Here is a 25,949-nt window from a genome sequence, read left to right on the forward strand (position 1 = left end):
ACAGCGCACGCGACGATCGCGACTGCGATCGCATCAACCGGCTTTAAGGAAGACTGGAGCGGGTAGCGGGAATCGAACCCGCGTATTCAGCTTGGAAGGCTGCTGCTCTACCATTGAGCTATACCCGCGGGATGGTCAGATCCGATGACGAATGGTGGAGAGAGTTGGATTTGAACCAACGTAGGCTGAGCCAACGGATTTACAGTCCGTCCCCTTTAACCACTCGGGCATCTCTCCAGTTTTTCGTCCGGATCTTGAAGACCAAGTTCGTCAGACTTCGAAGCGTTGCCGCCCGTCGTCTGCGCCGCGTATATGACCGGAGCATTTCCGTCTGTCAACACGATGACAATGGAAAAAACACGAAAAATTTCATTCGCCGCCGAAAGCCGGCACATGAAAGAAAGCCTATGCGGCAGCGAACGCCATGGCTATAAAGCCGCATGAGCAAAGACAATAAATCCGGCGGCAAGGCCGCGACAGACCCATCCGCCAAGGATACGCACTACGCCAATCTGAGGCGCGCGCACCGCGACGCCAAGCGCGAACGCGGCGAGATCCCGACACCCCAGCCACAGAAGCGCCGGCGTGGGGCTGAGGACTGGAAGCCGCCGGCGCTCGCGCCCGACCAGGTATATCTCTACGGCCTGCATACGGTGCGCGCCGCCCTCGACAATCCGGAGCGCAAGAAGATCAAGCTGTTTACGACGCAGAATGCGCTCACGCGTCTGGAAATCGACGTCGAGACGCTCGGTATTCCCTTCGAAATCGTCTCGCCGCACGAGATCGACAAGGTGCTCGGCCCCGAGGCGATCCATCAAGGCGTCATGCTGGAAACGCGGCCGCTACCGGTGCGCCGGCTCGAAGCGCTAAAGGACAGCCCTCTCCTGCTGGTGCTCGACCAGGTCACCGATCCGCACAATGTCGGCGCGATCATGCGCTCGGCCGTCGCCTTCAATGCCGGGGCCGTTATCACCACCCAGAGACATAGCCCGACCGAGTCAGGTGTGCTCGCCAAGTCCGCCTCCGGCGCCCTGGAGCTGATACCTTATATACAGATCACCAATCTCGCCGACGCGCTCGGCGAATTGCACAAGCTCGGCTTCTCCACCATCGGCCTCGATTCGGAAGGGCCGGCGCCGCTCGAAGGCACCTTCTCAGGTGACAAGGTGGCGCTGGTGCTCGGCTCGGAGGGCAAGGGGCTCAGGCAGAAGACGCGCGAAACCGTCAACGCGCTTGCCCGCCTCGACATGCCCGGCGCGATCAAATCGCTGAACGTCTCGAATGCAGCGGCAATCGCGCTCTACGCGGCGCGGCTCTATCTGAAGCCATAAGCGGGCAACAGGCGACCAGCTCAATTCAAACGACCGCAGTCATCACGCCAAGGGGGAAGTGTCATGATCCGTTTCGTCGTCCGGCTCGCGGCTGCGGCAGCAGCCCTCCTTGCCTGTGGCCTGGCCCGGGGACAGGAGATCGATGCCGATATTCTCAAAGCGCAGGCCGGGACTTATCTCTTTGCCCCGCAAGACGGCCGCGCGGGATGCCGGATGACGCTTGAAACCGGTACAGCGATCGGCGGCTATTCGCTTTCCGGCCAGGAGTCCTGCACTAAGCCGCTGCCGGCGCTTGCCGAGTCCTATGCCTGGAATTTCGACGGCAATGGCGGTCTCATTCTGATCGATGCGATGCGCAAGGTCATCGCCCGTTTCGTCGAGAACGAGGGTTCGCCGATGAAGACGGAAGACGAAATACCGCTCCTGCTGATCTCGGCACCCGAAAGTGTCGATCGCCTGCCGACCTTCAGGAGCCTTGCCGGGACATGGACGATGCAAAGACCGGGCGGCGAAAATCTCTGCAGCGTGACACTCGACGGCACTGTCGATACGGACGGCCATGCACCCTTATCGCTTTCCCGAGACTGCGCCGCCAATGTCGCCGGGCTCAAGCTCGCCGTCTGGAATATCGAAGGTTTCGGGCTGACGCTGATGAGCCATGATGGCTCGTCGCTCAGCTTCGACATGCGCCCCGACGGCAATTTCGATAAGTCCAGCGAAGAAGGCGGCAAGCCGCTTTCGCTCGTGCGCCACTGATCGCGGCGCAGGGCTCGATCCGGAGAAATCCACTTTTTGCCTTGGAATGACCTTCTGGAGCATTATGATCTGGCGGCGACCGATCCTTAACGAACGGTCACAAGCAAGAAGGAGCGATTCCCATCATGGCCATTCGACCGCTGATTTTCGGTATCCTCTTCATCGCGGTCTTTGTGGGAATCATCCTCAGCATCATCTGGGTGGACACGTCGCATCCCGTCCACCAGCCCGACCCCCTGTCGCCGACGGCGCCCGGCCCCGCGACGCCGGGGCCGGTGCAATAGGTCGAGAGAGACGCGGACGGCGATTGCGCGTTAATCCCCAACCGAACGACTATCCTCAGCTGCGATAGAACCGCGGCATGTCGCGATCAAATTGGCGCCACTCGCGACGCTCTTCCCAGCGCCACGGCCGCCAATGGCGGCGTTCATAGCGCCATTCGGACCGGCGCCAATCGCGGCCATCCCGCCAATCACGATCACTCCGCCAGTCACGGTCGTCACGCCAGCGGTCGCGTCGCCAGCTGTCATGAATCTCGACGACGTCGCTTCGCACGGATAGCGGCGGCCGGTCGACAGACATGGCGGCGGCGGCGGGCGCAACGGCAGCAAAGGCCGCACCGAGAGAAATGGCTGCGGTCAGGAAAATATGCGCGAACTTCATGGCTGCTTCCTCATTGACGATGAGGAGACACTGCGCCACCACGGCTGAATTGCTGCTGAAGCAGTCCTTCAGATAGGGTTCATCAAGGAAAAGCGCCGGAGCATTATCGGAACCGGTCCGCCTTGTTCCCAACGGAACTACGGCGCGACAGCCTTTGCTTGGCCGCTCTCTTCGGCTCGCCGAGCCGAAGCTAACAGAGCGCAGGCTGGTGCCCCCGGCAGGGTTCGAACCCGCGACCCCCTGATTACAAATCAGGTGCTCTACCAACTGAGCTACAAGGGCAATAGCTGCCCAACTAACAGATTCTGCGATCCTGTAAAGAAAAATCCGTGCCGGCGCGGACAAGTCGGCGTGTATCCAAAACGCCTTGTCGTGCAAAACGGCCTTGTAGCAACTGCCATTTATCCTTTAGCTAGAGCAGCTTCACAAAGGGCATTGCATGGGCCGTTCATTCCAGACGCTTTCCTTTATCGCCTCGCCGACGATGGAGGCGCTCGCAGCGCGCGAAGAGCTGATTCGCATCTATGGCGACGTGCCGCAGGATAAGGCTGATGTCATCGTCGCGCTGGGTGGCGATGGCTTCATGCTGCAGACGCTACACAGCACCATGAACTCGGGCAAGCTGGTCTACGGCATGAATCGCGGCTCGGTCGGCTTTCTGATGAATGATTACAGCACGGAACGGCTTCAGGAGCGTATCTGCGTCGCCGTCGAAAACGCCTTCCGTCCGTTGAAGATGACGACGGCCAATGCCGACGGTACCAATTCGACAGCGCTCGCCATCAACGAAGTCTACCTTTTCCGCCAGTCTTATCAGGCCGCCAATCTCAGGGTCGTGGTCGACGGGCGCGTGCGTCTGGAGGAGCTGATCTGCGACGGGCTGATGGTGGCCACCCCTGCCGGATCGACGGCCTATAATCTTTCCGCCCATGGTCCCATCCTGCCGCTCGAGGCGCCACTGCTCGCCATGACGCCGGTCAGCGCTTTCAGGCCGCGGCGCTGGAGGGGCGCCCTGCTTCCGAACAAGGTGACTGTCGATATCGACGTGCTCGAGCCGGTGAAGCGGCCGGTGAATGCGGTGGCGGACAATACGGAAGTCAAATCGGTGCTGCATGTCCGCATCGCCCAGTCGGAGCATATGACGGCGCGTATCCTCTCCGATCCGGACCGCTCCTGGTCCGACCGCATTCTCGCCGAGCAGTTCAAGGATTGAGATGATGGCAATGCGCCTGACATTGATGGCCACGATTTTCCTCGTCGGATGCTCGGCCGCGATCGCCGTTCCCACGCAGGACGGCATCCTGCCGGCTTCTGTGATTTTTGCGACCAGCACCGGCTACTGGGAGGACGACGGCAACGCACCTGATGTCGAGCGGGCGCCCACCAAGGCCGAAAGCGTTTCCGATTCCCGGGAAAAGCGCCATGGTTACTATAAGCTCTTTGCCGTGCGTCAGCCGGACAGGACGTCGAAAGTCTATCTTCAGCAGATTGCCCAGACCGAGACCGGTCCGACGATTGCCTCGACCATCGAGCTGCAGGAGATCAGCGACCTGAAGCCTTACGTGACCGATATCCGCCCGGAAAACTCGAGCGGCATCATCAAGCAACCCGGCCTCTTCGCCACGATCTATCTGAAGACCGATCCGGCGGCCGAGCCGGACGGCTGGACCGTGCTGATCGACGAACTGGGCGACATCACCATCGAGAAAGCGACCAATTGAGCAGCGAGACCCTGTTCGCACAGGCGACGCAGATGAAACTCGGCTTTCGCGAGGGCATCCTCTATGACGACCGGAGACCGGACTGGGACGCAGCCGGCCCAAGGCCCGTCCGCTGGTCGCTATGGTATCCGGCTGCCGATGACGCGCGGGAATGCGAAATCCAGGAGAGAAGCTGGTTTCGGAAGGCGGCGGTCGCTCGCGATGCACCGATTCGGCCTTCAGACAGGCCTTATTCCCTCGTCCTGCTGTCACACGGCACCGGCGGTTCTGCGGCCGGACTGGAATGGCTGGCGCGACGCCTGGTCAATCGCGGATTTGCAGCGCTCGGCGTCGACCATCACGGCAATACCGGCAGTGAGGATTATCGCGCTGAAGGTTTTGCCTCTCTCTGGGAACGGGCGCCGGATCTGAGCTTGATGCTCGACCGCCGACATGACTGGCTTGGCGATCTTGCGGGTCGGATCGATGCAGACCGTGTATTCGCGGCCGGATTTTCAGCCGGAGCCTATAGCGTCATGCTGCTTCTCGGCGCTGTCACCCAATTCTCGCAGTTCGAACCGTCAAGGCTGAAGCCGGGTGGTCCACTCGGCCCAAGGGAATTTCCCGACCTTGCCGATCATATCCCGTCATTGCTCCGCACCAGCGAGGTGTTTCGCGAGTCTTGGTCCCGCATGTCGCAATGCTACCGGGACGACCGGATCACGGCGGCGCTCCTGTGCGCACCAGGTCGTTCCATTCTCGGTTTCAGCGAAGAAAGCCTGAAAACTGTCGAGGCACCCGCTCTTATCCTTGTCGGCGATGCCGACAAGGCGGCGCCAGCCGAGGAATGTTCTTCCTGGCTGCATGAGCGGCTGACCGGCAGCGCCCTGAAAATCTTCGGCGGCGGCCTCGGGCATTATATCTTTGTGCCGGAGGGCACGGGGCTCGGCATGGCCTTTGCCGCCGAGCTCTTCACCGATCCGCCGGGCATCGAACGCGGGGCGGTTCATGACGAGATTGCCGCTCTATCGGCAGCGCTGTTTCATGACGGCGACGCCGGCGCGATAGGCTGAACAAAGAAAGCCCCGTCTCCAGGGCTTTCTGATTTCCACGATGCTGACTGTCAGTCGACATCCTCGACGACCGCATCGGCGGCGCCGCTGATGCGGTGGGCAAGGGCCGCTTCCATGAATTCGTTCAGATCGCCGTCGAGCACATCGTCTGGAGCGGTGCTGGCAACGCCGGTGCGCAGGTCCTTGACCAGCTGGTAGGGTTGCAGCACGTAGGAGCGGATCTGGTGACCCCAGCCGATATCCGTCTTGGAAGCGGCTTCGGCGCTCGCGGCCTCCTCCCGCTTCTTCAACTCTGCTTCGTACATGCGGGCACGCAGCATTTCCCAGGCCTTGGCGCGGTTCTTGTGCTGCGAACGTTCCTGCTGGCAGGCCACCACGATCCCGGTCGGGATATGCGTGATGCGTACGGCCGAGTCTGTCGTGTTGACGTGCTGGCCGCCGGCGCCCGACGAACGATAGGTGTCGATGCGGCAATCGCTTTCGTTGATGTCGATATTGATCGAGTCGTCGACGACCGGATAGACCCAGATCGACGAGAAGGACGTATGGCGGCGCGCATTGCTGTCGTAGGGGGAAATGCGCACCAGACGATGCACGCCCGATTCCGTCTTCAGCCAGCCATAGGCATTATGGCCCTTGACTAGCAGGGTCGCGGACTTGATGCCCGCCTCTTCGCCGTCATGGACTTCGAGAAGCTCGACCTTGAAGCGCTGGCGTTCCGCCCAGCGGGTGTACATGCGCAACAGCATGTTCGCCCAGTCCTGGCTCTCGGTGCCGCCGGCGCCGGAATGGACTTCGAGATAGGTGTCGTTGCTGTCGGCCTCGCCGGAGAGCATCGCCTCCACCTGGCGGCGCGCGGCCTCGGCCTTCAGTGCCTTCAAGGCATCCTCGGCTTCCTTGACGACACCTTCGTCGCCTTCTTCCTCGCCAAGCTCGACCAGCTCGACATTGTCTTTCAGCTGCTGTTCCAGCTGCCGGACGCCGCTAACGCCGTCATCGAGCTGCTGGCGCTCGCGCATCAGCTTCTGAGCTTCGGCAGCGTCATTCCAGAGGTTCGGATCCTCTGCCTTGTTGTTCAACCAGTCCAGTCGTCTTATCGCCTGGTCCCAGTCAAAGATGCCTCCTCAGCAGGGTGATAGCCTGCTTGGTTTCATCGACTACGTTTTCGATTTCGGCTCGCATTTCCCTGCTTCTCTGTAACGGTCTTCTTCAAGTGCTGGTGACATAGAGACGCCCGCCGCGGATGTAAAGAGCCGGGGCGGGCTTCCAAAATTGGATGAGGCTCAGAAGAGGCCTGGCGTGCCGGTCTGAACGGCCTGGTTGGCCTGCGGCGAGGTTTTCAGGATCTCCTCCGGCGCCATGGTGCTGTCCATGCCGATGACGGAGAAGCTGTCGGCGGGTCCGGTACCGGGCTTGAAGGCTTCGACGATCGTGTTCGGATCGCCGTCGGCGGCGGCCATGCCGGTCTTGCGGTCGATCGGGATCAGGTTCATGCCCTGCGGAATGACGAACTTCGATTCCGGCATGTCCTTAACGGCGGCCTGCATGAATTCGTTGAAAATCGGGGCGGAGAGACCGCCGCCGGTACCGCCGCGGCCAAGCGGGGCCGGAGTATCGAAGCCCATATAAAGGCCGGCGACGAGATCCGGGGTGAAACCGACGAACCAGGCATCCTTTTCGTCATTGGTGGTGCCGGTCTTTCCGGCGACGTCGCGGCCCCCGAGATCGATCTTGCCGGCGGCGGTGCCGCGCTGGATGACGCCCTGCATCATCGAGGTGATCTGGTAGGCGGTCATCGGGTCGAGGACGGTTTCGCGGTTGTCGACTACATTGGGCTCTTCCTGGTTCTGCCAGTCGCCGGCATTGCAGCCCTCGCAGAGGCGCTCCTCATGCTTGAAGATCGTCTTGCCGTAGCGGTCCTGGATACGGTCGATCAGCGTCGGCTTGATCTGCTTGCCGCCATTGGCAATGACCGAATAGGCCGAGACCATGCGCAGCACTGTCGTGTCGCCGGCGCCGAGCGACATCGAGAGAACCGGCAGCATGTGATCGTAGATACCGAAGCGTTCGGCATATTCGGCAACGATATTCATGCCGAGATCGTTGGCGAGGCGCACCGTCATCAGGTTGCGCGAATGCTCAATGCCCGAGCGTAGCGTCGACGGGCCACCGAATTCGCCGCCGTAGTTTTCCGGCTTCCAGACCTGGCCGCCCGAGACGATCTCGATCGGCGCATCCATGATGACGGAGGCCGGCGTATAGCCATTGTCCATCGCCGCTGCGTAGACGAAGGGCTTGAAGGAGGAGCCCGGCTGGCGCATCGCCTGAGTGGCGCGATTGAATTCGGACTGGCCATAGGAGAAGCCGCCGACCATCGCGAGCACGCGGCCGGTCTTCGGATCCATGGCGACGAGGCCGCCCTGTACCTTCGGCGGCTGACGCAGGCGATAGGAGGTCGACGCGTCGTCACCGAGCTTCTCGATATAGATGACATCGCCCGGGCTCAGGACACCGGCCGGCGATTTCGCCGTCTTGCGCGAGCCATCCGCCGAACGATAGGCCCATTGCATGTTCTTGGCGTCGATGGTGCCGCGCAGACGGTCCGCCGCAACCTTGCCGCTCCCGTCCTTGGCCGGCTGCAGGCCGATGTCGACGTTGTCGTCGGAGACGGCGAGCACGACGGCGAGCCGCCATTCCGGAACGTCGGATAGCGCGGGAATATCGGCAAGCGCCTTGCCCCAGTCGCCGCTTGGGTCGATCTGCTTGATGGCCCCACGAAAACCACGGCGCTCGTCATAGGTCACCAGGCCATCCTGCAGCGCCTTGCGGGCGGCGAGCTGCATCTGCGGATCGAGCGATGTGCGCACGGAAAGGCCGCCCTCATAGAGGACCTTCTCGCCATATTGGTCGATTAGCTGGCGGCGTACGGCTTCGGCGAAGTAATCGGACGCGAAGAGCGACGGACCGTTGCTGCGGGCGGTAACGCCGAGCGGCTGCTTCTTGGCTTCCGCGCCGTCGCTCTGGCTGACATAGCCGTTCTCGACCATGCGATCGATAACCCAGTTGCGACGCTCGAGCGCCGCCTCAGGATGGCGGAAAGGATGATAATTGGCCGGCCCCTTCGGCAGCGATGCCAGATAGGCGGCCTCGGCGACGGTCAGTTCGGTGACCGACTTATTGAAATAGGTCAGTGCTGCGCCGGCGATGCCATAGGAATTCATCCCGAAGAAAATCTCGTTCAGGTAGAGTTCGAGAATCTTGTCCTTGCTGTAGGCCTGCTCGATACGGAAAGAGAGGATTGCTTCCTTGATCTTGCGGTCGATCGTCTGGTCCGAGCTCAAAAGGAAGTTCTTAGCCACCTGCTGGGTGATCGTGGAAGCGCCGACGGGACGGCGGCCGGAACCGAAATTTTGCAGGTTGACGAGAATTGCGCGGCCGAGACCGGTGAGATCGACGCCCGGATGGTTGTAGAAATTCTTGTCCTCGGCTGATAGGAAAGCGGCCTTGACACGGTCGGGAATGGCCTGGATCGGCAGGAAGAGACGCTTTTCCTTGGCATATTCGGCCATCAGAGCGCCGTTGCCGGCATGGACGCGGGTCGTCACCGGCGGCGCGTAGCTGTTCAGAACGGCATAGTCCGGAAGATCCCTGGCGACATTGGCGAGATAGATGGCGATACCCGCCGCCGCGACCAGAAACAGGACGCAGGCCATTCCGAAGAAATATCCAAGAAGTCTAAGCATATTTTCAGCTACCGGTCTCTTCGATCTGCAATCGGCGCAGACGCAACGATTGCACAGATCGAGACAATTTGCACGTTGCGCGCGGCTTACTCCATGAGCGCTACCGCCACAAGCCGATTCCGCGCCTCAAGCTAGGAAACATAAGCCGGAGTAACGGCGCGAATGTGAGCAAAATAGGGCTCTGCCCGCCGCAATCACCGCCGCGGCAGCGTTTCATCAGGACTGTCACATCCAAGCAACGCCCGTTCTGTTCCTGATTGAAACATCTTGCTCAGAATTTGAATCAGACGAGGCAGGCTAAGTCTCTGTTTTTCAAGCTGCCGCCGTTCCAGCAGCCGCTAGCGATTTTTTGAACGGCGTCCATCAGCCGCCATTCGCCACGACGCCGGTGCGGTATCGCTTCACCGCCTCGGTCAGGAGATCGGCGATCCTGGTGCGCCAGGTTTCGTCGAGCAGCAGCTTTTCGTCTTCGGCATTCGACAGGAACCCGAGCTCGAGCAGGATCGACGGCACGTCGGGCGCCTGCAGCACGCGGAAGCCGGCGTGGCGGTGGGGATTGTTGATGGTGCCGACCTGGTCCTTGAAGGAATTCAGCACGCTCTCGGCCAGCGAGATCGAGAAGGCCTGCGTCTCGCGCCGCGTCAGATCGAGCAGGATGTCGGCGACCTCGGGGGGCTCGGCGACTACCTCCTTGCCGGCGATCTGGTCGGAAAGGTTTTCGCGCTCGGCAAGATCGGCTGCGAGCTTGTCGGAGGCCTTGTCCGAAATCGTATAGACCGTCGCGCCGCGGATATCCTTCTGTTTCAGCGTATCGGCATGCAGTGAAATGAACAGGCCTGCATGGTTCTGGCGGGCGATCAGCACGCGCTGGGAAAGCGACAGGAACTCGTCGTCGCTGCGCGTCAGGAACGCCTTGATGCCAGGCTCCTTGTTCAGCCGGTCGGCCAGAGCCCTGGCGAAGGCAAGCGTCACCTGCTTTTCCTCGGTCTTCGTGTCGACGCCGATTGCGCCGGTATCGATGCCGCCATGGCCGGCGTCGACGGCAATGACGAAATCGCCGGGGGTGGCTTTCTCTGGCGCCGGAATGGCGCTCGTCGTCTGAGCCGCCTCGGCCCGATCATCCCACGATTGTGTCTTCACCAGTTCGGCAAAGGCCTCCTTATCGATCATTTCGGCGTCGAGCACCAGGCGATGACCCCTGCCCGCCTCGTCGGCCTGCACCTTGGCGAGCGAGAGCTTCACCGGCCTTGCCGCTGTCAGCACGATGCGGGCGCTCTCCTCATCCATCTTGCCGTAGCGGATATCCTTGAAGAGGCCGCGAGCGGCCAAATCCTTCCCCGGGAAACCGAAGGCGGTGGCCGGCAGATCGACGACGATCCGCTCCGGATTGGCGATATAATGGACGGAGAAACGCGGTTCGCGGTCGAAATCGATGACAATGCGCGTCCTGGCGTCATCGCCGATGATGCGCGCCCCATAAGCGAGCAGCGGATCCTTCGTCTCGGCCGAACCCGCGAGGCCAGGCAGGAGGCAAGCTGCAATGAGCACCGCCGTCTGAACCCGCCTTGCGAATGTCGATCGCCGCGTTGCGGACTGCGCCGCGATCCGAGCCCTCTTAAACAATCAACCGCCACACCCTATTTATAACCGCGATGGACCTGATTGGCCGGAACGGACGCCCGAGAGCGAAACGCCTTGCCGCCTGCCGAATCGCGGTCACCTGCCCCCAGTTTCTATGCGATTCGAAATCCATCAATATTATGGCACATTTGGCTTTTCCCTTGCTATTGTGACAGAGAAAACATACAACGCATTTTAGGGTAGAAGTGTTGACGGGATAGAGTCGCCGCAAAGGCTGCCAGCCAGATCTGGACCTGGCGCCACATCGGTCATCGTCCGCCGTCTCATGCGCTTCAACCCGGGAACTGGATCCTGATTTTCCGGCTTCTGTCGGAACTTCATTGGTGGATCAGCCACCACGCTCTCAGGGAGCAACCTCATCGGACCCGAACCGGGTCTTCGTATTTGTCGATCACGCTTGGTTGTTGATGGTTTCGCAGCAGGTTTTATCTGAAGTGTACAGGCCCCGGACCGAAACGGTTCCGGCTGCGGTCTGGCTGCTGCTCTTCCCTTCGCGTCAAGCGCGACTTTCATTATCCGGCGCGGCCACGGTGGACCGCATTCTTTCTGTTTCAACAGCAGTCGGGAATGCGCTCTCGCGGCCACGCCGAGGAGCACAGCTTACATGGCAGACAAAATGCTTATCGATGCGTCTCACGAGGAAGAGACGCGCGTCGTTGTCGTTCGCGGGAACCGCATAGAAGAATTTGACTTCGAGTCGCAGCACAAGAAGCAGATCCGCGGCAATATCTATCTTGCAAAGGTAACGAGGGTCGAGCCCTCGCTGCAGGCCGCTTTCGTCGATTACGGCGGTAACCGGCACGGCTTCCTGGCCTTCGCCGAAATCCATCCTGACTATTACCAGATACCGCTCGCCGACCGTCAGGCGCTGCTTCGGGCCGAGGCCGAAGAGCACCGTCGCGACGAAGACGTCGAGCACGTCGAAACCGCGCCCATGGTCGACCTTTCGACCCAGGACCAGCCGGATGTCGGCATCGTGCCGGCGGAAGCGCCGGAGCCGGTTGTCGCAGCCGACGAGGCAACCACCGAAGAGGTTGCTGCAGCGCCGGAGATCGTAGCTCCGCCCGAGGCCGCCGAAGAAGCCCCGGCCAAAAAGACCAAACCACGCCGCAGCCGCAAGAAGGTCGCCGAAACAACCGCGACGGAAGATGCCGTTCCGACAGACGTCGAAGCGGAAGGCGCTTCGAGTGTCGACAACGACGATGACGCCCCTGCCGGCGGCACGATGGCCGCGATGGTGGAAACCGACGCCATCTCCGAGGACATCGACACCAGCAAGCGTCGCCACGATGACGACGATGACGACGATGATCACGGCGAAGAGGAAGTCATCGAATCCGTTGGCGCCGAAGACGCAATGGAAGAGGTGCCGGACCGCGTGCAGCGCAAGCCGCGCAAGCAGTATCGCATCCAGGAAGTCATCAAGCGCCGCCAGATCCTGCTGGTTCAGGTCGCCAAGGAAGAGCGCGGCAACAAGGGTGCCGCTCTCACCACCTACCTCTCGCTTGCAGGCCGCTATTCGGTTCTGATGCCGAACACGGCGCGCGGCGGCGGCATTTCCCGCAAGATCACCAATCCGCAGGACCGCAAGCGCCTGAAGGAAATCGCCCGCATGCTCGAAGTGCCGCAAGGCATGGGCGTGATCTTGCGCACCGCCGGTGCCAACCGCACCAAGGTCGAGGTCAAGCGCGATTTCGAATATCTGATGCGCCTGTGGGAAAACGTCCGCACGCTGACGCTGGCGTCGACCGCTCCCTGCCTCGTCTATGAAGAAGGCTCACTGATCAAGCGCTCGATCCGCGACCTCTACAACAAGGATATTGGCGAGATCATCGTTGCCGGCGAAGAAGGCTATCGTGAAGCGAAAGACTTCATGAAGATGCTGATGCCGAGCCATGCCAAGGTGGTTCAGCCCTATCGCGACATCCACCCGATCTTCTCGCGCTCCGGCATCGAGGCCCAGCTCGACCGCATGCTGCAGCCGCAGGTGACGCTGCGTTCCGGCGGCTACCTGATCATGAACCAGACGGAAGCGCTGGTTTCGATCGACGTCAACTCCGGCCGCTCGACGCGCGAACACTCGATCGAGGACACCGCGCTGCAGACGAACCTCGAAGCCGCGGAAGAAATCGCCCGCCAGCTTCGCCTGCGCGACCTTGCCGGCCTGATCGTCATCGACTTCATCGACATGGAAGAGAAGCGCAACAACCGCGCCGTCGAGAAGAAGCTGAAGGAATGCCTGAAGAACGACCGCGCCCGCATCCAGGTCGGCCGGATCTCGCATTTCGGCCTGCTCGAAATGTCGCGTCAGCGCATCCGCGCTTCGGTTCTCGAGTCGACGACCCAGGTCTGCTCGCATTGCGGCGGCACCGGCCACGTCCGTTCACAGTCCTCCGTCGCCCTGCATGTGCTGCGTGGCATTGAGGAATATCTGCTCAAGAACACGACGCACAACATCACCGTGCGCACCACGCCTGACATCGCGCTCTACCTGCTCAACCACAAGCGCCAGACGATCGTCGATTACGAAGCGCGCTTTGGCGTAGCGATCATCATCGATGCCGACGGTTCGGTCGGCGCGCAGCACTTCGCGATCGACCGCGGCGAGCCCGTGGAAAACCCGGTCAAGATCGAAAGCCTCTTCAATTTCGCAGCCATCCCCGAGGATGAGGACGACGACATCGTCATCGAGGCTGACGAGGACGAAGACGAAGAACTCGAGGAAAAGGCTGCCGCGACCGAACGTCCCGCTGCGGCGCGTTCGGAAGGCGAAGGTGAAGGCAACCGCAAGCGCAAGCGCCGCCGCCGCCGTCGTGGCCGCAACGGCAATGCCGAGCAGCCAGCAGCCGCTGCAGGCGAAGCCGGCGACGAAGAGGAAGACGGCGACGACGAGGGCGCTGACGGCGACGAAACCGCCGCTGCTGCACCCGAGAGCCGCGCCGAAACCGAGGAATCGCAGCGCCGCAAGCGCCGTCGCCGCGGCAAGCGCGGCGGTCGCCGCAACCGGGAGGACGGCTCCGAGCTGACGGCGAATGAAGCCGGCGAAGACAGCGGCAGCGAGGATGAAGACGACGGCACTTCGGATGACGTCGCTCCCGGTGAAGCCGCAATTGTCGAGACGGTTGCCGAACAGGCCAGCGAGAGCCAAGCTGCAACGGCTGCCGTCGAGGACGTGGCTGTCGTCGCCGAAGAAGTAAAGCCTGCCCGTGGCCGCGGCCGCCGGAAGCCCGCCGCAGCGCCGGTCGAAGAACCGGTAGCGGAAGCGGCACCAGCCGTAGAAGCAGAGCCGGAGGTGGTCGAAGCCTCGGCCGATCTCGCAACGCCCGCGCAGGAAGAAGCAAAGCCGGTTCGCGCCAACCGCGAATCCAATATTTCTTCCTCAGAGCCGACGGTGAAATCCACCCGCACCGAAAATGGCGAAAGCGACGAAGGCAAGCCGAAGAAAGCCGGCTGGTGGCAGCGCCGTGGCTTCTTCTGAACGCTGATTTTCGGACGTAAATGATGAGATCCGGCTGCGGCGACGCGGCCGGATTTTTTATGGCGGCATTCAGCATCGATTTTCAAGGCAGTGCGAGTATGTGTATTGTTGAGATCACACACATGGGACGCGACCGTGCGAACGACTCCGGATATCGATAGGGGCTTGCTCGACGTGGCAATGGCCGCCACGGGATTGGCGACGAAAAAGGCTACGATCGAACAGGCCTTGCGAAGCCTCGTCGACAAGCACCGTCAGAAAAAAGCGATCGCAGATCTCGCAGGGATCGGCTGGGAAGGCGACCTCGACGAGATACGTCATTCCCCCGCTGACAATCAGGCCGCCGGCGGGTAGAGCAGATCGACGATGTAGCTGGCGTCGAAGCGGGAATCGAGCATGCCGTAAGTGGAGCGCCAGCCGCCGGCAAGGCGTGTCTCGATAAAGGCATCGGCGATGCGCCCTGCCCCGAGCCGATAGAGTTCCGCCGCGCCGGCGGCAAGTGCCAGCTGCTCGACGAGCAGGCGCGCCGCGCCCTCGTCCTGTTCGCAAAGCGCGATTGCTGCGCGTAATACGTCGATCGTCTTCTTGCCGGCAGGGCCGAGGTCGCGGGCAAGACCTGCGAAGACCGTCTCGAAGAGGTCCTTGCCACGGTTGAGCACGCGCAGCACATCCAGCGCCATCACGTTGCCGGAGCCTTCCCAGATGGCGTTGACGGGGGCCTCGCGGTAATGGCGGGCGATCGGGCGCTCCTCGATGTAACCGTTGCCGCCGATGCATTCCATCGCCTCATAGATCAGCGCGGGCGCGATCTTGCAGCACCAGTATTTGGCGACCGGCGTCATGACGCGGGCATAGGCCGCTTCTTCGGCATTGCCGCGCGCCTTGTCGAAAGCATCGGCAAGACGGAAGGACAGCGCGGTGGCGGCTGCGACATCGAGCGCCATGTCGGCGAGCACGCGCGTCATGATCGGCTGGTTGACGAGCATCCTGCCGAAGACGCTGCGGCCGCGCGTGTGATGCACGGCCTCGGCCAGCGAGGCGCGCATGATGCCTGAGGAGGCCAGCGCGCAATCGAGCCGCGTCAACGTCACCATGTCGAGGATGGTGCGGATGCCGGCATCCGGGCCGCCGAGCAGAAAACCGAAGGTGTCGGTGAACTCCACCTCTGAAGAGGCGTTGGAGCGGTTGCCGACCTTATCCTTCAGTCGCTGGAACTGCAGTCCGTTCGCCGACCCGTCCTCCAGCAGGCGCGGCACGAGGAAGCAGCCCATGCCCTCCTTCGTCTGCGCCAGCATGATGAAGGCATCGCTCATCGGAGCCGACATGAACCATTTGTGGCCGGAGAGCCGGTAGATGCCTTCGCTGACCTTTTCGGCAGCGCTGCGGTTGGCTCTGACATCGGTGCCGCCCTGCTTTTCGGTCATGCCCATGCCGATCGTCACCGCAGACTTCTGCATGGCGGGCCGGTTGGACGAATCATATTTGCGCGACAGGATCTTCGGCGCCCAGTCCTTCTGCACCGTAGGGGACGCCGACAGCGCGGCCACCGAAGCGCTCGTCATCGTCAGCGGGCAGAGATGGCCGGATTCCAGCTGCGCCGTCAGGTAAAACCGCGCGGCGCGGACTCTGTGGCCTGCGTCCTTCGCCTCGATATCGGCCTGTGGATCCCAAACGGAGGAATGCAGGCCGACCGACATGGAGCGGCGCATCAGCGCGTGCCAGGCGGGATGAAACTCGACGACATCGAGACGCTCGCCGCGCGGACCATGGGTGCGCAGCTGTGGCGCCCCCTGGTTTGCCATGCGCGCCAACTCCTGTGCCTCCGGCGAGGTGACGTAGCGGCCGATATTTTCCAGGTCTTCACGGATGCCGCGCGGCAAGGCCGCCGTCAGATCGACAATCAGCGGATCGGATCGATAGGCATTGATGCCGGACCACAGGCTCGGCTGGTTGAGTTCTGCGAGTTTGTCGTCAGTCCGGTTTGCGGAGGTCATTGTTCGCTTCTAGTGCAAGAACCCGGCAAGGAAAACCGGAAGTTATGATTCGCTTTATTCTGCTCTATCGGAATTTGGGCGAAAATGCATGGGGACATAAGCCTTTGCCCACAGCGCGTGCTTGCCCCGGCGGGCGGCACTCATTATAGACCCGCAAGAGACAGCAAGAGGCAGGGTCATGGTCTTTTTCCCCCACCGCCACCTCATCGGCATCAAGGGCCTCACCGAGCAGGATATCACCTATCTTCTCGACAAGGCGGACGAAGCCGTCAAGATCAGCCGCCAGAGAGAGAAGAAGACGTCGACGCTGCGCGGACTGACACAGATCAACCTCTTCTTCGAGGCATCGACCCGCACACAGGCCTCCTTCGAGCTTGCCGGCAAGCGGCTTGGCGCCGACGTGATGAACATGTCGGTCGGCAATTCCTCGGTGAAAAAAGGCGAGACGCTGATCGATACGGCGATGACGCTGAATGCGATGCGCCCGGACGTGCTGGTGATCCGCCATTCAAGCGCCGGTGCGGCCGCGCTTCTCGCCCAGAAAGTCTCCTGCTCGGTCGTCAATGCCGGCGACGGGCAGCACGAACATCCGACCCAGGCGCTGCTCGACGCGCTGACGATCCGCCGCGCCAAGGGCAAGCTTTCGCGCATCGTCGTGGCGATCTGCGGCGACGTGCTGCACTCGCGCGTGGCGCGCTCCAATATCCTGCTGCTGAACGCGATGGGCGCACGCGTGCGCGTCGTCGCGCCCGCCACCCTCCTGCCCGCCGGCATCGCCGAGATGGGTGTCGAGGTGTTCCACTCGATGAAGGAAGGATTGAAGGACGCCGACGTCGTGATGATGCTGCGGCTGCAGCGCGAACGCATGTCCGGCGCCTTCGTGCCGTCGGTGCGCGAGTATTATCACTTCTACGGACTCGACGCCGAAACGTTGAAAGCGGCGAAGGATGATGCGCTGGTCATGCACCCCGGGCCGATGAACCGCGGTGTCGAGATCGCCTCCGAGGTGGCCGATGGTCCGCAGAGCGTGATCGCCGAACAAGTGGAAATGGGGGTCGCCGTGCGCATGGCCGTCATGGAGACGCTGCTCGTCTCGCAGAACCAAGGTCCCCGAACCGACGGAATGATGGCATGAGCAATTCGATCGTCCTCAAGAATGTCCGCATCGTCGATCCCTCGCACAATCTCGACGAGATCGGAACGATCATCGCCAAAAATGGCGTGATTCTTGCTGCTGGCAGCGGGGCCCAGAACCAGGGCGCGCCGGAAGGCGCCGTCGTGCGCGACTGCACCGGCCTCGTGGCAACGCCCGGCCTCGTCGATGCGCGCGTCCATATCGGCGAGCCCGGCGGCGAGCACCGTGAGACGATCGCCTCGGCGAGCCGGGCGGCGGCAGCCGGCGGCATCACCTCGGTCATCATGATGCCGGACACCGATCCCGTCATCGACGACATCGCGCTGGTCGAATTCGTCAAGAAGACGGCGCGGGACACGGCCGCCGTCAACGTCTATCCGGCGGCCGCCCTCACCAAGGGTCTTGCCGGCGAGGAGATGACGGAGATCGGCCTGTTGATGCAGGCGGGCGCCGTCGCCTTCACCGATGCCCATTCCAGCGTCCACAACACGCAGGTGCTGCGCCGGATCATGACCTATGCGCGCGAATTCGGCGCCGTCATCTCCTGCGAGACCCGCGACAAATATCTCGGCGCCAATGGCGTCATGCATGAGGGACTTTTCGCCAGCTGGCTGGGGCTCTCCGGCATTCCGAAGGAAGCCGAGCTGATCCCACTCGAACGCGATCTTAGGGTGGCAGAGCTGACGCGCGGCCGTTATCACGCCGCGATGATCTCCGTGCCTGAATCGGTCGAGGCCATCGAACGCGCCCGCAGCCGCGGCGCCAAGGTGACCTCGGGCATCTCGATCAACAATCTGGCCCTCAACGAGAACGACATCGGCGAATACCGCACCTTCTTCAAGCTCTATCCGCCGTTGCGCCCGGAGGACGACCGGGTCGCCATGGCCGAGGCGCTTGCCAACGGTGCGATCGACATCATCGTCTCCTCGCACGACCCGCAGGACGTCGACACGAAGCGCCTGCCGTTCGCAGAGGCGGCCGATGGCGCAGTCGGATTGGAAACGATGCTGGCGGCGGCCCTCAGGCTTCACCATGGCGGCCAAGTCGGCCTGATGCGGCTGATCGACGCCATGTCCACCCGCCCGGCACAAATCTTCGGCCTTGAAGCCGGCACGCTGAAGCCGGGTGCTGCGGCCGATATCACGCTGATCGATCTCGATGAGCCTTGGCTTGTCGCCAAAGACATGCTTCTCTCCCGCTCGAAAAACACGCCGTTCGAGGATGCGCGCTTCAGCGGGCGAGCGGTTGCGACTTACGTTTCGGGAAAGCTTGTCCACGCAGTTTAGAATCGACACCATCGCCGTTCATCCCAGAGGGGAAAAGGCCGGACTTGAGGATAGCCACGGAGGGCTGAGGGGGAACATGTTATCCAATCTCATGTCATGGCAGATCACGCTGCCGATCGCACTTGCGGCCGCCGTCATCGGCTATCTCTTCGGCTCAATCCCCTTCGGCCTGATACTCACCCGCGCCGCCGGCCTTGGCGATGTGCGTAGCATCGGCTCCGGCAATATCGGCGCGACCAATGTGCTCAGAACCGGAAACCGCAAGCTCGCCGCGGCAACCCTGCTGCTCGACGCCTTGAAGGCATCGGCGGCAGCCTGGATCGTCGGCTATTTCCTCGGTGAGGAGGCCGCGATCATCGCCGGCTTCTTCGCCTTCATCGGCCATCTCTTCCCCGTCTGGATCGGCTTCAAGGGCGGCAAGGGTGTCGCCACCTATATCGGCACGCTTCTCGGCGTCGCGCCGATTATGGTGGTGCTCTTTGCCGCCATCTGGCTGGCGGTCGCCGTCACCACCCGCTATTCCTCGCTGTCGGCCCTCGTCGCCATGCTCGTCATTCCGGTTGCCATGTTGATTCTGGGCAATGAAAAGGTCGCGGCCGTCATGGCGATCATGACGCTCATCTCCTATTGGAAGCACAAAGCGAATATTTCGCGCCTGATGGGCGGAACGGAAAGCAAGATCGGGGCGAAGGGTTAATGGACGCGCCGAGCGCGGGATCAACAGGTACGGTGCTGAGCGAAAGGCAGAGGATCGCCTGGCTGCGCCTGATCCGTTCCGACAATGTCGGCCCTGCAACCTTTCGCGATCTCATCAATCATTTCGGTTCGGCCGAGGCGGCCCTCGCGGCGCTGCCGGAGCTTTCGGCGCGCGGCGGCGCGACACGGGCCATCCGCATTGCCAGCGAGGCCGAGGCACACCGGGAACTGGAAGCGGCGCATCGTTTCGGCGCCCGCTTCGTCGGGATCGGCGAGCCGGACTATCCGCAGGCGCTGAAACAGATCGACGGCGCGCCGCCGCTTCTTGCCGTCAAGGGCGCACTTGCTGCCGCCAAACGACCGGCCGTCGGCATCGTCGGCTCCCGCAACGCGTCGGCCGCAGGCACCAAATTCGCTGCGATGGTGGCGCGCGACTGCGGCCGGGCGGGTTATACGGTGGTCTCCGGCCTGGCGCGCGGCATTGACACGGCGGCGCATCGGGCAAGCCTCGGCACGGGCACGATCGCCGCCCTTGCCGGCGGCCTCGACAAGCCCTACCCGCCGGAGAATATCGGTCTCATCGAAGAGATAACCGCCGGCAACGGCCTGGCGGTGAGCGAAATGCCTTTCGGCTGGGAGCCCCGCGCCCGCGATTTCCCGCGCCGGAACCGGCTGATTGCCGGCATCGCCCTCGGCGTGGTGATCATCGAAGCGGCGATGCGCTCGGGCTCGCTGATCACGGCACGCCTCGCCGGCGAGTTCGGCCGCCTGGTGTTTGCGGTGCCCGGCTCGCCGCTCGATCCGCGCTGTCACGGCACCAATGGCCTGCTCAAGGATGGCGCCTCGATCGTTACCGAACCTGCCGATGTCATCGAAGCCCTGGCGCCGCTTGCGCAACTCGACCTCTTCCCTTTGTCGATGGCCGAGGAGCCGGCACGCGAGAGCCGGGCAATAACGATGCCACCCGGCGATTCGGATCGGATGCGTATCATCGGCGCGCTCGGGCCGACGCCTGTCGAGATCGACGATGTCATCCGCCACGCCGGCCTTCCGGCCTCCGCCGTCTATCTCATCCTTCTGGAACTCGATATATTAGGCAGGCTGCATCGGCATCAGGGCGGTCTCGTCTCGCTTTCCGATTGAAGCTTGCCCGGCACGAGGGAGCGGCTTTGCGAACTGCGGAACGGTGCGTCGAAAACCGCCATTCCGCAATTTAAAATTGCTTTAAGCCGGCAATCTCGCTTCGATTGCAACGGGCGGAAGAGGTAAAATTGTTGCAAACCCCTTGACCGCAGCGATTTCCCTGTCCATGTCGGAGGGCCGGTATCCAATGTTGCGCTGCGTGTTGCGCTGGCTTCCACGCCGGCGTAGCTATTTTTTAGAGAATCATCATGAATGTTGTAGTGGTGGAATCGCCTGCCAAGGCCAAGACGATCAATAAGTATCTGGGTTCGGGATACAAAGTGCTCGCCTCCTTCGGCCATGTGCGCGATCTGCCTGCCAAGGACGGCTCCGTTCTTCCCGATCAGGATTTCGAAATGCTCTGGGAGGTCGACGGCGCTTCGGCCAAGCGGATGAAGGACATCGCCGACGCGGTGAAGTCCTCCGACGGACTGTTTCTCGCGACCGACCCTGATCGCGAAGGAGAAGCGATTTCCTGGCACGTCCTCGACATGCTGAACAAGAAGCGGGTGCTGAACGGCAAGTCCGTCAAGCGCGTCGTCTTCAACGCAATCACCAAAAAGGCCGTCCTCGATGCGATGGCCGATCCGCGCGATATCGACGTGCCGCTGGTCGACGCCTATCTCGCGCGCCGCGCGCTCGACTATCTCGTCGGCTTCAATCTTTCGCCGGTGCTGTGGCGCAAGCTGCCGGGCGCGCGTTCGGCCGGCCGCGTCCAGTCGGTCGCGCTTCGTCTGGTCTGCGATCGCGAATCCGAAATCGAGCGCTTCATTTCGGAAGAGTACTGGAATATCTCGGCGCTGCTGAAGACGCCGCGCGGCGACGAGTTCGAGGCAAGGCTGGTTTCGGCGCACGGCAAGCGGCTGCAGCCGCGCGCGATCGGCAACGGCGAGGATGCAGGCCGCCTGAAGGCCCTGCTCGAAGGCGCCAGCTATATCGTCGACACGGTCGAGGCCAAACCGGTCAAGCGCAACCCGGGACCGCCGTTCACTACCTCCACGCTGCAGCAGGCCGCCTCTTCCAATCTCGGCTTCTCCGCCTCGCGCACGATGCAGATCGCCCAGAAGCTCTATGAGGGCGTCGATATCGGCGGCGAGACGGTCGGTCTCATCACCTATATGCGAACCGACGGCGTGCAGATGGCGCCGGAGGCAATAGACGCAGCGCGGCGTGCCATCCTCGACCAGTTCGGCGAACGCTACCTGCCTGAGAAGGCCCGCTTCTACTCAACCAAGGCGAAGAACGCCCAGGAGGCGCACGAGGCGATCCGCCCGACCGATTTCTACCGCTCTCCTGACCGCGTGCGCAAATTCCTCGACGCCGACCAGATCCGGCTCTACGAACTGATCTGGAAGCGTGGTATCGCCAGCCAGATGGCCTCGGCCGAGATCGAGCGCACGACGGCCGAAATCACCGCCGACAACAAGGGCGAGAAGGCCGGCCTGCGCGCCGTCGGTTCGGTCATCCGCTTCGACGGCTTCATCGCCGCCTATACCGACCAGAAGGAGGACGGCGAGCAGAGCGATGACGGCGACGAGGATGGTCGCCTGCCGGAGATCAATGCGCGCGAGACGCTCGCCAAGCAGAAGATCAATTCGACCCAGCATTTCACCGAGCCGCCGCCGCGCTATTCGGAAGCTTCGCTGATCAAGAAGATGGAAGAGCTCGGCATCGGCCGTCCCTCGACCTATGCCGCCACATTGGCGACACTGCGCGACCGCGACTATGTAACGATCGACAAGCGTAAACTCATCCCGCAGGCCAAGGGCCGGCTGGTGACGGCTTTCCTCGAAAGCTTCTTCACCAAATATGTCGAATATGATTTCACCGCCGACCTCGAGGAAAAGCTCGACCGGATTTCCGCCGGCGAATTGAACTGGAAGCAGGTACTGCGCGATTTCTGGAAGGATTTCTTCGCGCAAATCGAAGACACGAAGGAACTGCGCGTCACCAACGTGCTCGATTCGCTGAACGAGGCGCTGGCACCGCTCGTCTTCCCGAAACGGGAGGATGGCGGCGACCCCAGAATCTGTCAGGTCTGCGGCACCGGCAACCTTTCGCTGAAGCTTGGCAGATACGGCGCCTTTGTTGGCTGCTCGAACTATCCGGAATGCAACTACACCCGCCAGCTCTCCTCCGAAAACGGCGGAGAAGCGGAGGGTGTCGCGCTCAACGAACCGAAGAGCCTCGGCACCGACCCGACGACTGGCGAGGAACTGACGCTCCGTTCCGGCCGCTTCGGCCCCTATATCCAACGCGGCGACGGCAAGGAGGCCAAACGCGCCTCGCTGCCGACGGGTTGGAAGCCTGAGGATATCGACTATGAAAAGGCGATGGCGCTGATCTCGCTGCCGCGCGATATCGGCAAACACCCCGAAACGGGCAAGATGATCTCGTCGGGCATCGGCCGCTATGGGCCGTTCCTCCTGCATGACGGTTCCTATGCCAATCTGGAAACCGTCGAGGATGTCTTCTCCGTCGGCCTCAACCGCGCCGTGACGCTGATTGCCGAAAAAGCCAACAAGGCGCCGGGCCGGGGCGCGCGCGGTACGCCGGCGGCGCTGAAGACCCTGGGCGATCATCCCGACGGCGGCGCCATTACTGTTCGCGACGGCAAATACGGCCCCTATGTCAACTGGGGCAAGGTCAATGCCACGCTGCCGAAGGGCAAGGATCCGCAAGCGATCACCACCGAGGAGGCGCTTGCGCTGATCACGGAAAAGGCCGGCAAGGCTCCCGCCGGCAAAACGGCCAGGGGGAAAGCCAAGCCGAAGGCGGCCGCCGCCGAAGCCAAGACAACCAAGACGGCCGCCAAGCCGAAAGCAGCGAAGGCCAAGGCGCCCGCGAAATCGAAAAAGAGCTGACGTGAGCAGGACACCGCGCGACAGAACGAACCTCGCGGGCAAGCGCCCGGGCAAGATCGGCCGCGCCGGCAGGGATGCTTCCGCCGTCGAACCGCTGAACATCGTCCATGGCACGCTGCCCTCGCGCGAGGTGATCCTGCGTTTCATCGCCGATCATCCGCAGAAGGCTTCCAAGCGTGAACTCGCCAAGGCGTTCGGGCTGAAAGGCGACAGCCGCGTCGAGCTCAAGCATATGCTGCAGGAGCTCGAACAGGAAGGCATGCTGCAAAAGAGCCGCAAGTCGCTCATTCGTCCCGGCGCTCTTCCGCCCGTCACCGTTCTCGATATCACGACGCGCGACAAGGACGGCGACCTCATCGGCCGGCCGGCAGAATGGCCGGAGGAGCAGGGTGTGGCACCTGCCGTCGCCATCCGCCAGCAATCGCCCGCAGGCCGCCAAGGTAAGGGCAAGGCGCCCGTCGCCGGGCTCGGCGACCGAATCCTGGCGAAGATCTTCCCGGCCGTCGATCGCGGCGGCCCGGCTTATACGGCGCGTATCATCAAGGTGATCGACAGGCGCCGCGGTGCGGCGATGGGCGTTTTCCGCAGCGCGCCGGGCGGTGGCGGCCGCCTGTTGCCGATCGAACGGCGCGGCGAAGAGATGGTGATCGACCCCGACTTCACCGGCGGCGCCAAAGACGGCGACCTGGTGGAGATCGAAGTCGCGCGCCTCGGCCGCTTCGGCCTGCCGCGCGCCAAGGTTCTCTCGGTTGTCGGCTCGGTCGGCTCGGAAAAGGCGATCTCGATGATCGCGATCCATGCGCACGGTATCCCGCATATCTTCCCGCCGGCCGTGATCGCCGAGGCGGAAGCGGCAAAGCCAGCGACGATGGCGCATCGTGAAGATTGGCGCGACGTGCCGCTGATCACCATCGATCCGGCCGACGCCAAGGACCATGACGACGCAGTTTACGCCGAGCTCGACCCCTCGCCCGACAATCCTGGCGGCGTCATCGTCACCGTCGCGATTGCCGACGTCTCCTGGTATGTCCGCCCCAAATCGCCGCTCGACCGCGAAGCGCTGAAGCGCGGCAATTCCGTCTATTTCCCCGATCGCGTCGTGCCGATGCTGCCCGAGCGCATCTCCAATGATCTCTGCTCGCTGAAGGAAGGCGTTGACCGCCCGGCGCTCACCGTGCGCATGAGCTTCTCGGGCGAAGGCCGCAAGATCGGCCATACATTTCATCGCATCATGATGAAGAGTGCCGCCAAGCTCTCCTATCAGCAGGCGCAGGCGGCAATCGACGGAAATCCCGACGACAAGACCGGACCGATGCTCGAGCCGATCCTGAAACCGCTCTGGCACGCCTATGGAGTGATGAAGCGCGGACGCGACCGGCGCCAGCCGCTGGAACTCGACATGCCGGAGCGCAAGATCCTGCTGAAATCAGACGGCACAGTCGACCGGGTCTTCGTGCCGCCGCGGCTCGATGCGCACAAGCTGATCGAAGAGATGATGATCCAGGCGAATGTCTGCGCCGCCGAAACCCTTGAAAAGAAGCGCCAGCCGCTGGTCTACCGCATCCATGACGGCCCGACGCTTGCCAAGCAGGAAGTGCTGCGCGAGTTCCTGGCGACACTCGGCATCTCGCTCGCCAAGGGCGGCAACATGCGCGCCAACAGCTTCAACGGCATTCTGGCCAAGGCGGACGGCACGGCGCACCAGACCATGGTCAATGAGATGGTGCTGCGCTCGCAAAGCCAGGCGATCTACAGTCCCGAGAATATCGGACATTTCGGCCTCAATCTGATGAAATACGCCCACTTCACCTCGCCGATCCGCCGCTACGCCGATCTCATCGTGCATCGGGCGCTGGTCGGTTCGCTCGGCTTCGGCGAAGGCGGCATCACCCCCGACGAAGAAGCCTCGCTCGACGATATCGCCGCCGAGATCTCGACCTTCGAGCGCCGGGCGATGGCAGCCGAGCGCGAGACCATCGACCGGCTGATCGCCCATCATTTGAGCACCCGCGTCGGCGAGGAGTTTGCCGGCCGCGTCTCCGGAGTTACGAAATCCGGGCTCTTTATCACCTTGCCGGACTATGGCGCCGACGGTTTCGTTCCTATATCTACGCTCGGCACCGATTATTTCATCTATGACGAGGCGCATCAGGCACTGTCGGGTGAAAAGACGGGCCTCGGCTATCGTCTTGGCGACAGCGTCATAGTGAAGCTTGCGGAGGCAATCCCGCTTGCCGGGGCGTTGCGTTTCGAGATGCTGAGCGAAGGACGCGAGATGCCGGCGGCGGTGCGTTCCTTCCATAAGGCCGGCCGCCGCGACAGGGGCCAGGTTCGCAAGAAACCGGGAACGCGTCCCCCGCGCGGACGCAGCTAAGCCGCTGTGCCGAAAGCAGCAGTGGTCCCATTG

At 62.5% G+C, this 25,949-nt stretch carries 19 protein-coding genes and 3 tRNA genes; 14 read left to right on the forward strand and 8 right to left on the reverse strand.

The features are described from left to right. Window positions 1-54: 54 nt before the first annotated feature. Both GGD53_RS01350 and GGD53_RS01355 read right to left on the reverse strand, forming a co-directional pair. Window positions 55-128: transfer RNA gene (locus GGD53_RS01350), tRNA-Gly, on the reverse strand. Window positions 129-152: 24 nt separating this feature from the next. Then, window positions 153-237 (reverse strand) — tRNA-Tyr (locus GGD53_RS01355). A 203-nt stretch (window positions 238-440) separates the two neighbouring features. On the opposite strand from GGD53_RS01355, the gene rlmB reads away from it, so the two are divergent. The 3 genes from rlmB to GGD53_RS01370 all read left to right on the forward strand — a co-directional run bounded on the left by rlmB (window position 441) and on the right by GGD53_RS01370 (window position 2,371). Further along, a complete protein-coding gene (gene rlmB / locus GGD53_RS01360; RefSeq protein WP_184452884.1) occupies window positions 441-1,331 on the forward strand; it encodes a 23S rRNA (guanosine(2251)-2'-O)-methyltransferase RlmB in 891 nt (296 codons plus the stop codon). A 63-nt stretch (window positions 1,332-1,394) separates the two neighbouring features. After that, window positions 1,395-2,087, forward strand: coding sequence for an AprI/Inh family metalloprotease inhibitor (locus tag GGD53_RS01365; protein ID WP_184452886.1), 693 nt, complete (start codon window positions 1,395-1,397; stop codon window positions 2,085-2,087). A 125-nt stretch (window positions 2,088-2,212) separates the two neighbouring features. Beyond that, the gene (locus GGD53_RS01370; RefSeq protein ID WP_184452888.1) at window positions 2,213-2,371 is read left to right on the forward strand and encodes a hypothetical protein; all 159 of its coding nucleotides are present in this window, start codon (window positions 2,213-2,215) and stop codon (window positions 2,369-2,371) included. Between the two features lie 55 nt (window positions 2,372-2,426). Here GGD53_RS01370 and GGD53_RS01375 read toward each other — a convergent pair whose 3' ends face one another. Together GGD53_RS01375 and GGD53_RS01380 are read right to left on the reverse strand one after the other, a co-directional pair. Further along, window positions 2,427-2,750, reverse strand: coding sequence for a hypothetical protein (locus tag GGD53_RS01375; protein ID WP_184452890.1), 324 nt, complete (start codon window positions 2,748-2,750; stop codon window positions 2,427-2,429). Window positions 2,751-2,956: 206 nt separating this feature from the next. After that, a tRNA-Thr gene (locus GGD53_RS01380) sits at window positions 2,957-3,032 on the reverse strand. Window positions 3,033-3,189: 157 nt separating this feature from the next. On the opposite strand from GGD53_RS01380, the gene GGD53_RS01385 reads away from it, so the two are divergent. The 3 genes from GGD53_RS01385 to GGD53_RS01395 are packed head-to-tail and all read left to right on the forward strand — an operon-like array spanning window position 3,190 to window position 5,523. Next, on the forward strand, window positions 3,190-3,963 hold the full coding sequence (locus tag GGD53_RS01385; protein WP_011424966.1) for an NAD kinase: 774 nt from the start codon (window positions 3,190-3,192) through the stop codon (window positions 3,961-3,963). Between the two features lie 4 nt (window positions 3,964-3,967). Further along, window positions 3,968-4,471: a hypothetical protein gene (locus GGD53_RS01390; protein WP_184453489.1), complete on the forward strand. Its 504-nt coding sequence runs from the start codon at window positions 3,968-3,970 to the stop codon at window positions 4,469-4,471. Window positions 4,472-4,503: 32 nt separating this feature from the next. Beyond that, window positions 4,504-5,523 carry an alpha/beta hydrolase family protein gene (locus GGD53_RS01395; protein WP_184453491.1) on the forward strand — a complete coding sequence of 340 codons (1,020 nt, stop codon included), beginning with the start codon at window positions 4,504-4,506 and terminating at the stop codon, window positions 5,521-5,523. 50 nt (window positions 5,524-5,573) lie between these two features. Here GGD53_RS01395 and prfB read toward each other — a convergent pair. The 3 genes from prfB to GGD53_RS01410 all read right to left on the reverse strand — a co-directional run bounded on the left by prfB (window position 5,574) and on the right by GGD53_RS01410 (window position 10,889). Beyond that, a protein-coding gene (prfB, locus tag GGD53_RS01400; protein ID WP_164517776.1) for a peptide chain release factor 2 occupies window positions 5,574-6,705 on the reverse strand; the annotation gives its coding sequence in 2 pieces (ribosomal slippage) (window positions 5,574-6,635 and window positions 6,637-6,705; 1,131 coding nt in all). 101 nt (window positions 6,706-6,806) lie between these two features. After that, on the reverse strand, window positions 6,807-9,266 hold the full coding sequence (locus tag GGD53_RS01405; protein ID WP_184452892.1) for a penicillin-binding protein 1A: 2,460 nt from the start codon (window positions 9,264-9,266) through the stop codon (window positions 6,807-6,809). A 363-nt stretch (window positions 9,267-9,629) separates the two neighbouring features. Continuing rightward, window positions 9,630-10,889, reverse strand: a complete 1,260-nt coding sequence (locus tag GGD53_RS01410) for an N-acetylmuramoyl-L-alanine amidase (RefSeq protein ID WP_184452894.1) — start codon at window positions 10,887-10,889, stop codon at window positions 9,630-9,632. Window positions 10,890-11,511: 622 nt separating this feature from the next. Here GGD53_RS01410 and GGD53_RS01415 point away from each other — a divergent pair. Together GGD53_RS01415 and GGD53_RS01420 are read left to right on the forward strand one after the other, a co-directional pair. After that, window positions 11,512-14,385 (forward strand): Rne/Rng family ribonuclease, encoded by a 2,874-nt coding sequence (locus tag GGD53_RS01415; protein WP_184452896.1) that lies wholly within the window; start codon window positions 11,512-11,514, stop codon window positions 14,383-14,385. Between the two features lie 135 nt (window positions 14,386-14,520). Continuing rightward, a complete protein-coding gene (locus GGD53_RS01420) occupies window positions 14,521-14,739 on the forward strand; it encodes a type II toxin-antitoxin system VapB family antitoxin (protein WP_184452898.1) in 219 nt (72 codons plus the stop codon). On the opposite strand, the gene GGD53_RS01425 is transcribed toward GGD53_RS01420, so the two are convergent. Beyond that, window positions 14,721-16,379, reverse strand: coding sequence for an acyl-CoA dehydrogenase family protein (locus GGD53_RS01425; protein ID WP_184452900.1), 1,659 nt, complete (start codon window positions 16,377-16,379; stop codon window positions 14,721-14,723). The genes GGD53_RS01420 and GGD53_RS01425 overlap by 19 nt on opposite strands. A 178-nt stretch (window positions 16,380-16,557) precedes the next feature. Here GGD53_RS01425 and GGD53_RS01430 point away from each other — a divergent pair, with 178 nt between their 5' ends. From GGD53_RS01430 to rnr, 6 genes are all read left to right on the forward strand, one after another. Continuing rightward, window positions 16,558-17,514 carry an aspartate carbamoyltransferase catalytic subunit gene (locus GGD53_RS01430; protein WP_184452902.1) on the forward strand — a complete coding sequence of 319 codons (957 nt, stop codon included), beginning with the start codon at window positions 16,558-16,560 and terminating at the stop codon, window positions 17,512-17,514. Further along, the gene (locus tag GGD53_RS01435; RefSeq protein WP_184452904.1) at window positions 17,511-18,800 is read left to right on the forward strand and encodes a dihydroorotase; all 1,290 of its coding nucleotides are present in this window, start codon (window positions 17,511-17,513) and stop codon (window positions 18,798-18,800) included. Before GGD53_RS01430 ends, GGD53_RS01435 begins: the two co-directional genes overlap by 4 nt. A 76-nt stretch (window positions 18,801-18,876) precedes the next feature. Next, entirely contained in the window at window positions 18,877-19,497 is a 621-nt protein-coding gene (gene plsY / locus GGD53_RS01440; RefSeq protein WP_184452906.1) for a glycerol-3-phosphate 1-O-acyltransferase PlsY, read from the forward strand. Continuing rightward, window positions 19,497-20,639 carry a DNA-processing protein DprA gene (gene dprA / locus GGD53_RS01445; protein ID WP_184452908.1) on the forward strand — a complete coding sequence of 381 codons (1,143 nt, stop codon included), beginning with the start codon at window positions 19,497-19,499 and terminating at the stop codon, window positions 20,637-20,639. Before plsY ends, dprA begins: the two co-directional genes overlap by 1 nt. Window positions 20,640-20,887: 248 nt before the next feature. Next, window positions 20,888-23,542, forward strand: a complete 2,655-nt coding sequence (gene topA, locus GGD53_RS01450; RefSeq protein ID WP_184452910.1) for a type I DNA topoisomerase — start codon at window positions 20,888-20,890, stop codon at window positions 23,540-23,542. A gap of 1 nt (window position 23,543) precedes the next feature. Next, window positions 23,544-25,916, forward strand: a complete 2,373-nt coding sequence (gene rnr, locus GGD53_RS01455; RefSeq protein WP_184452913.1) for a ribonuclease R — start codon at window positions 23,544-23,546, stop codon at window positions 25,914-25,916. Window positions 25,917-25,949 lie beyond the last annotated feature (33 nt).

The sequence above is a fragment of the Rhizobium aethiopicum genome, from assembly GCF_014197535.1.
Taxonomy (GTDB): Bacteria; Pseudomonadota; Alphaproteobacteria; order Rhizobiales; family Rhizobiaceae; genus Rhizobium; species Rhizobium aethiopicum_A.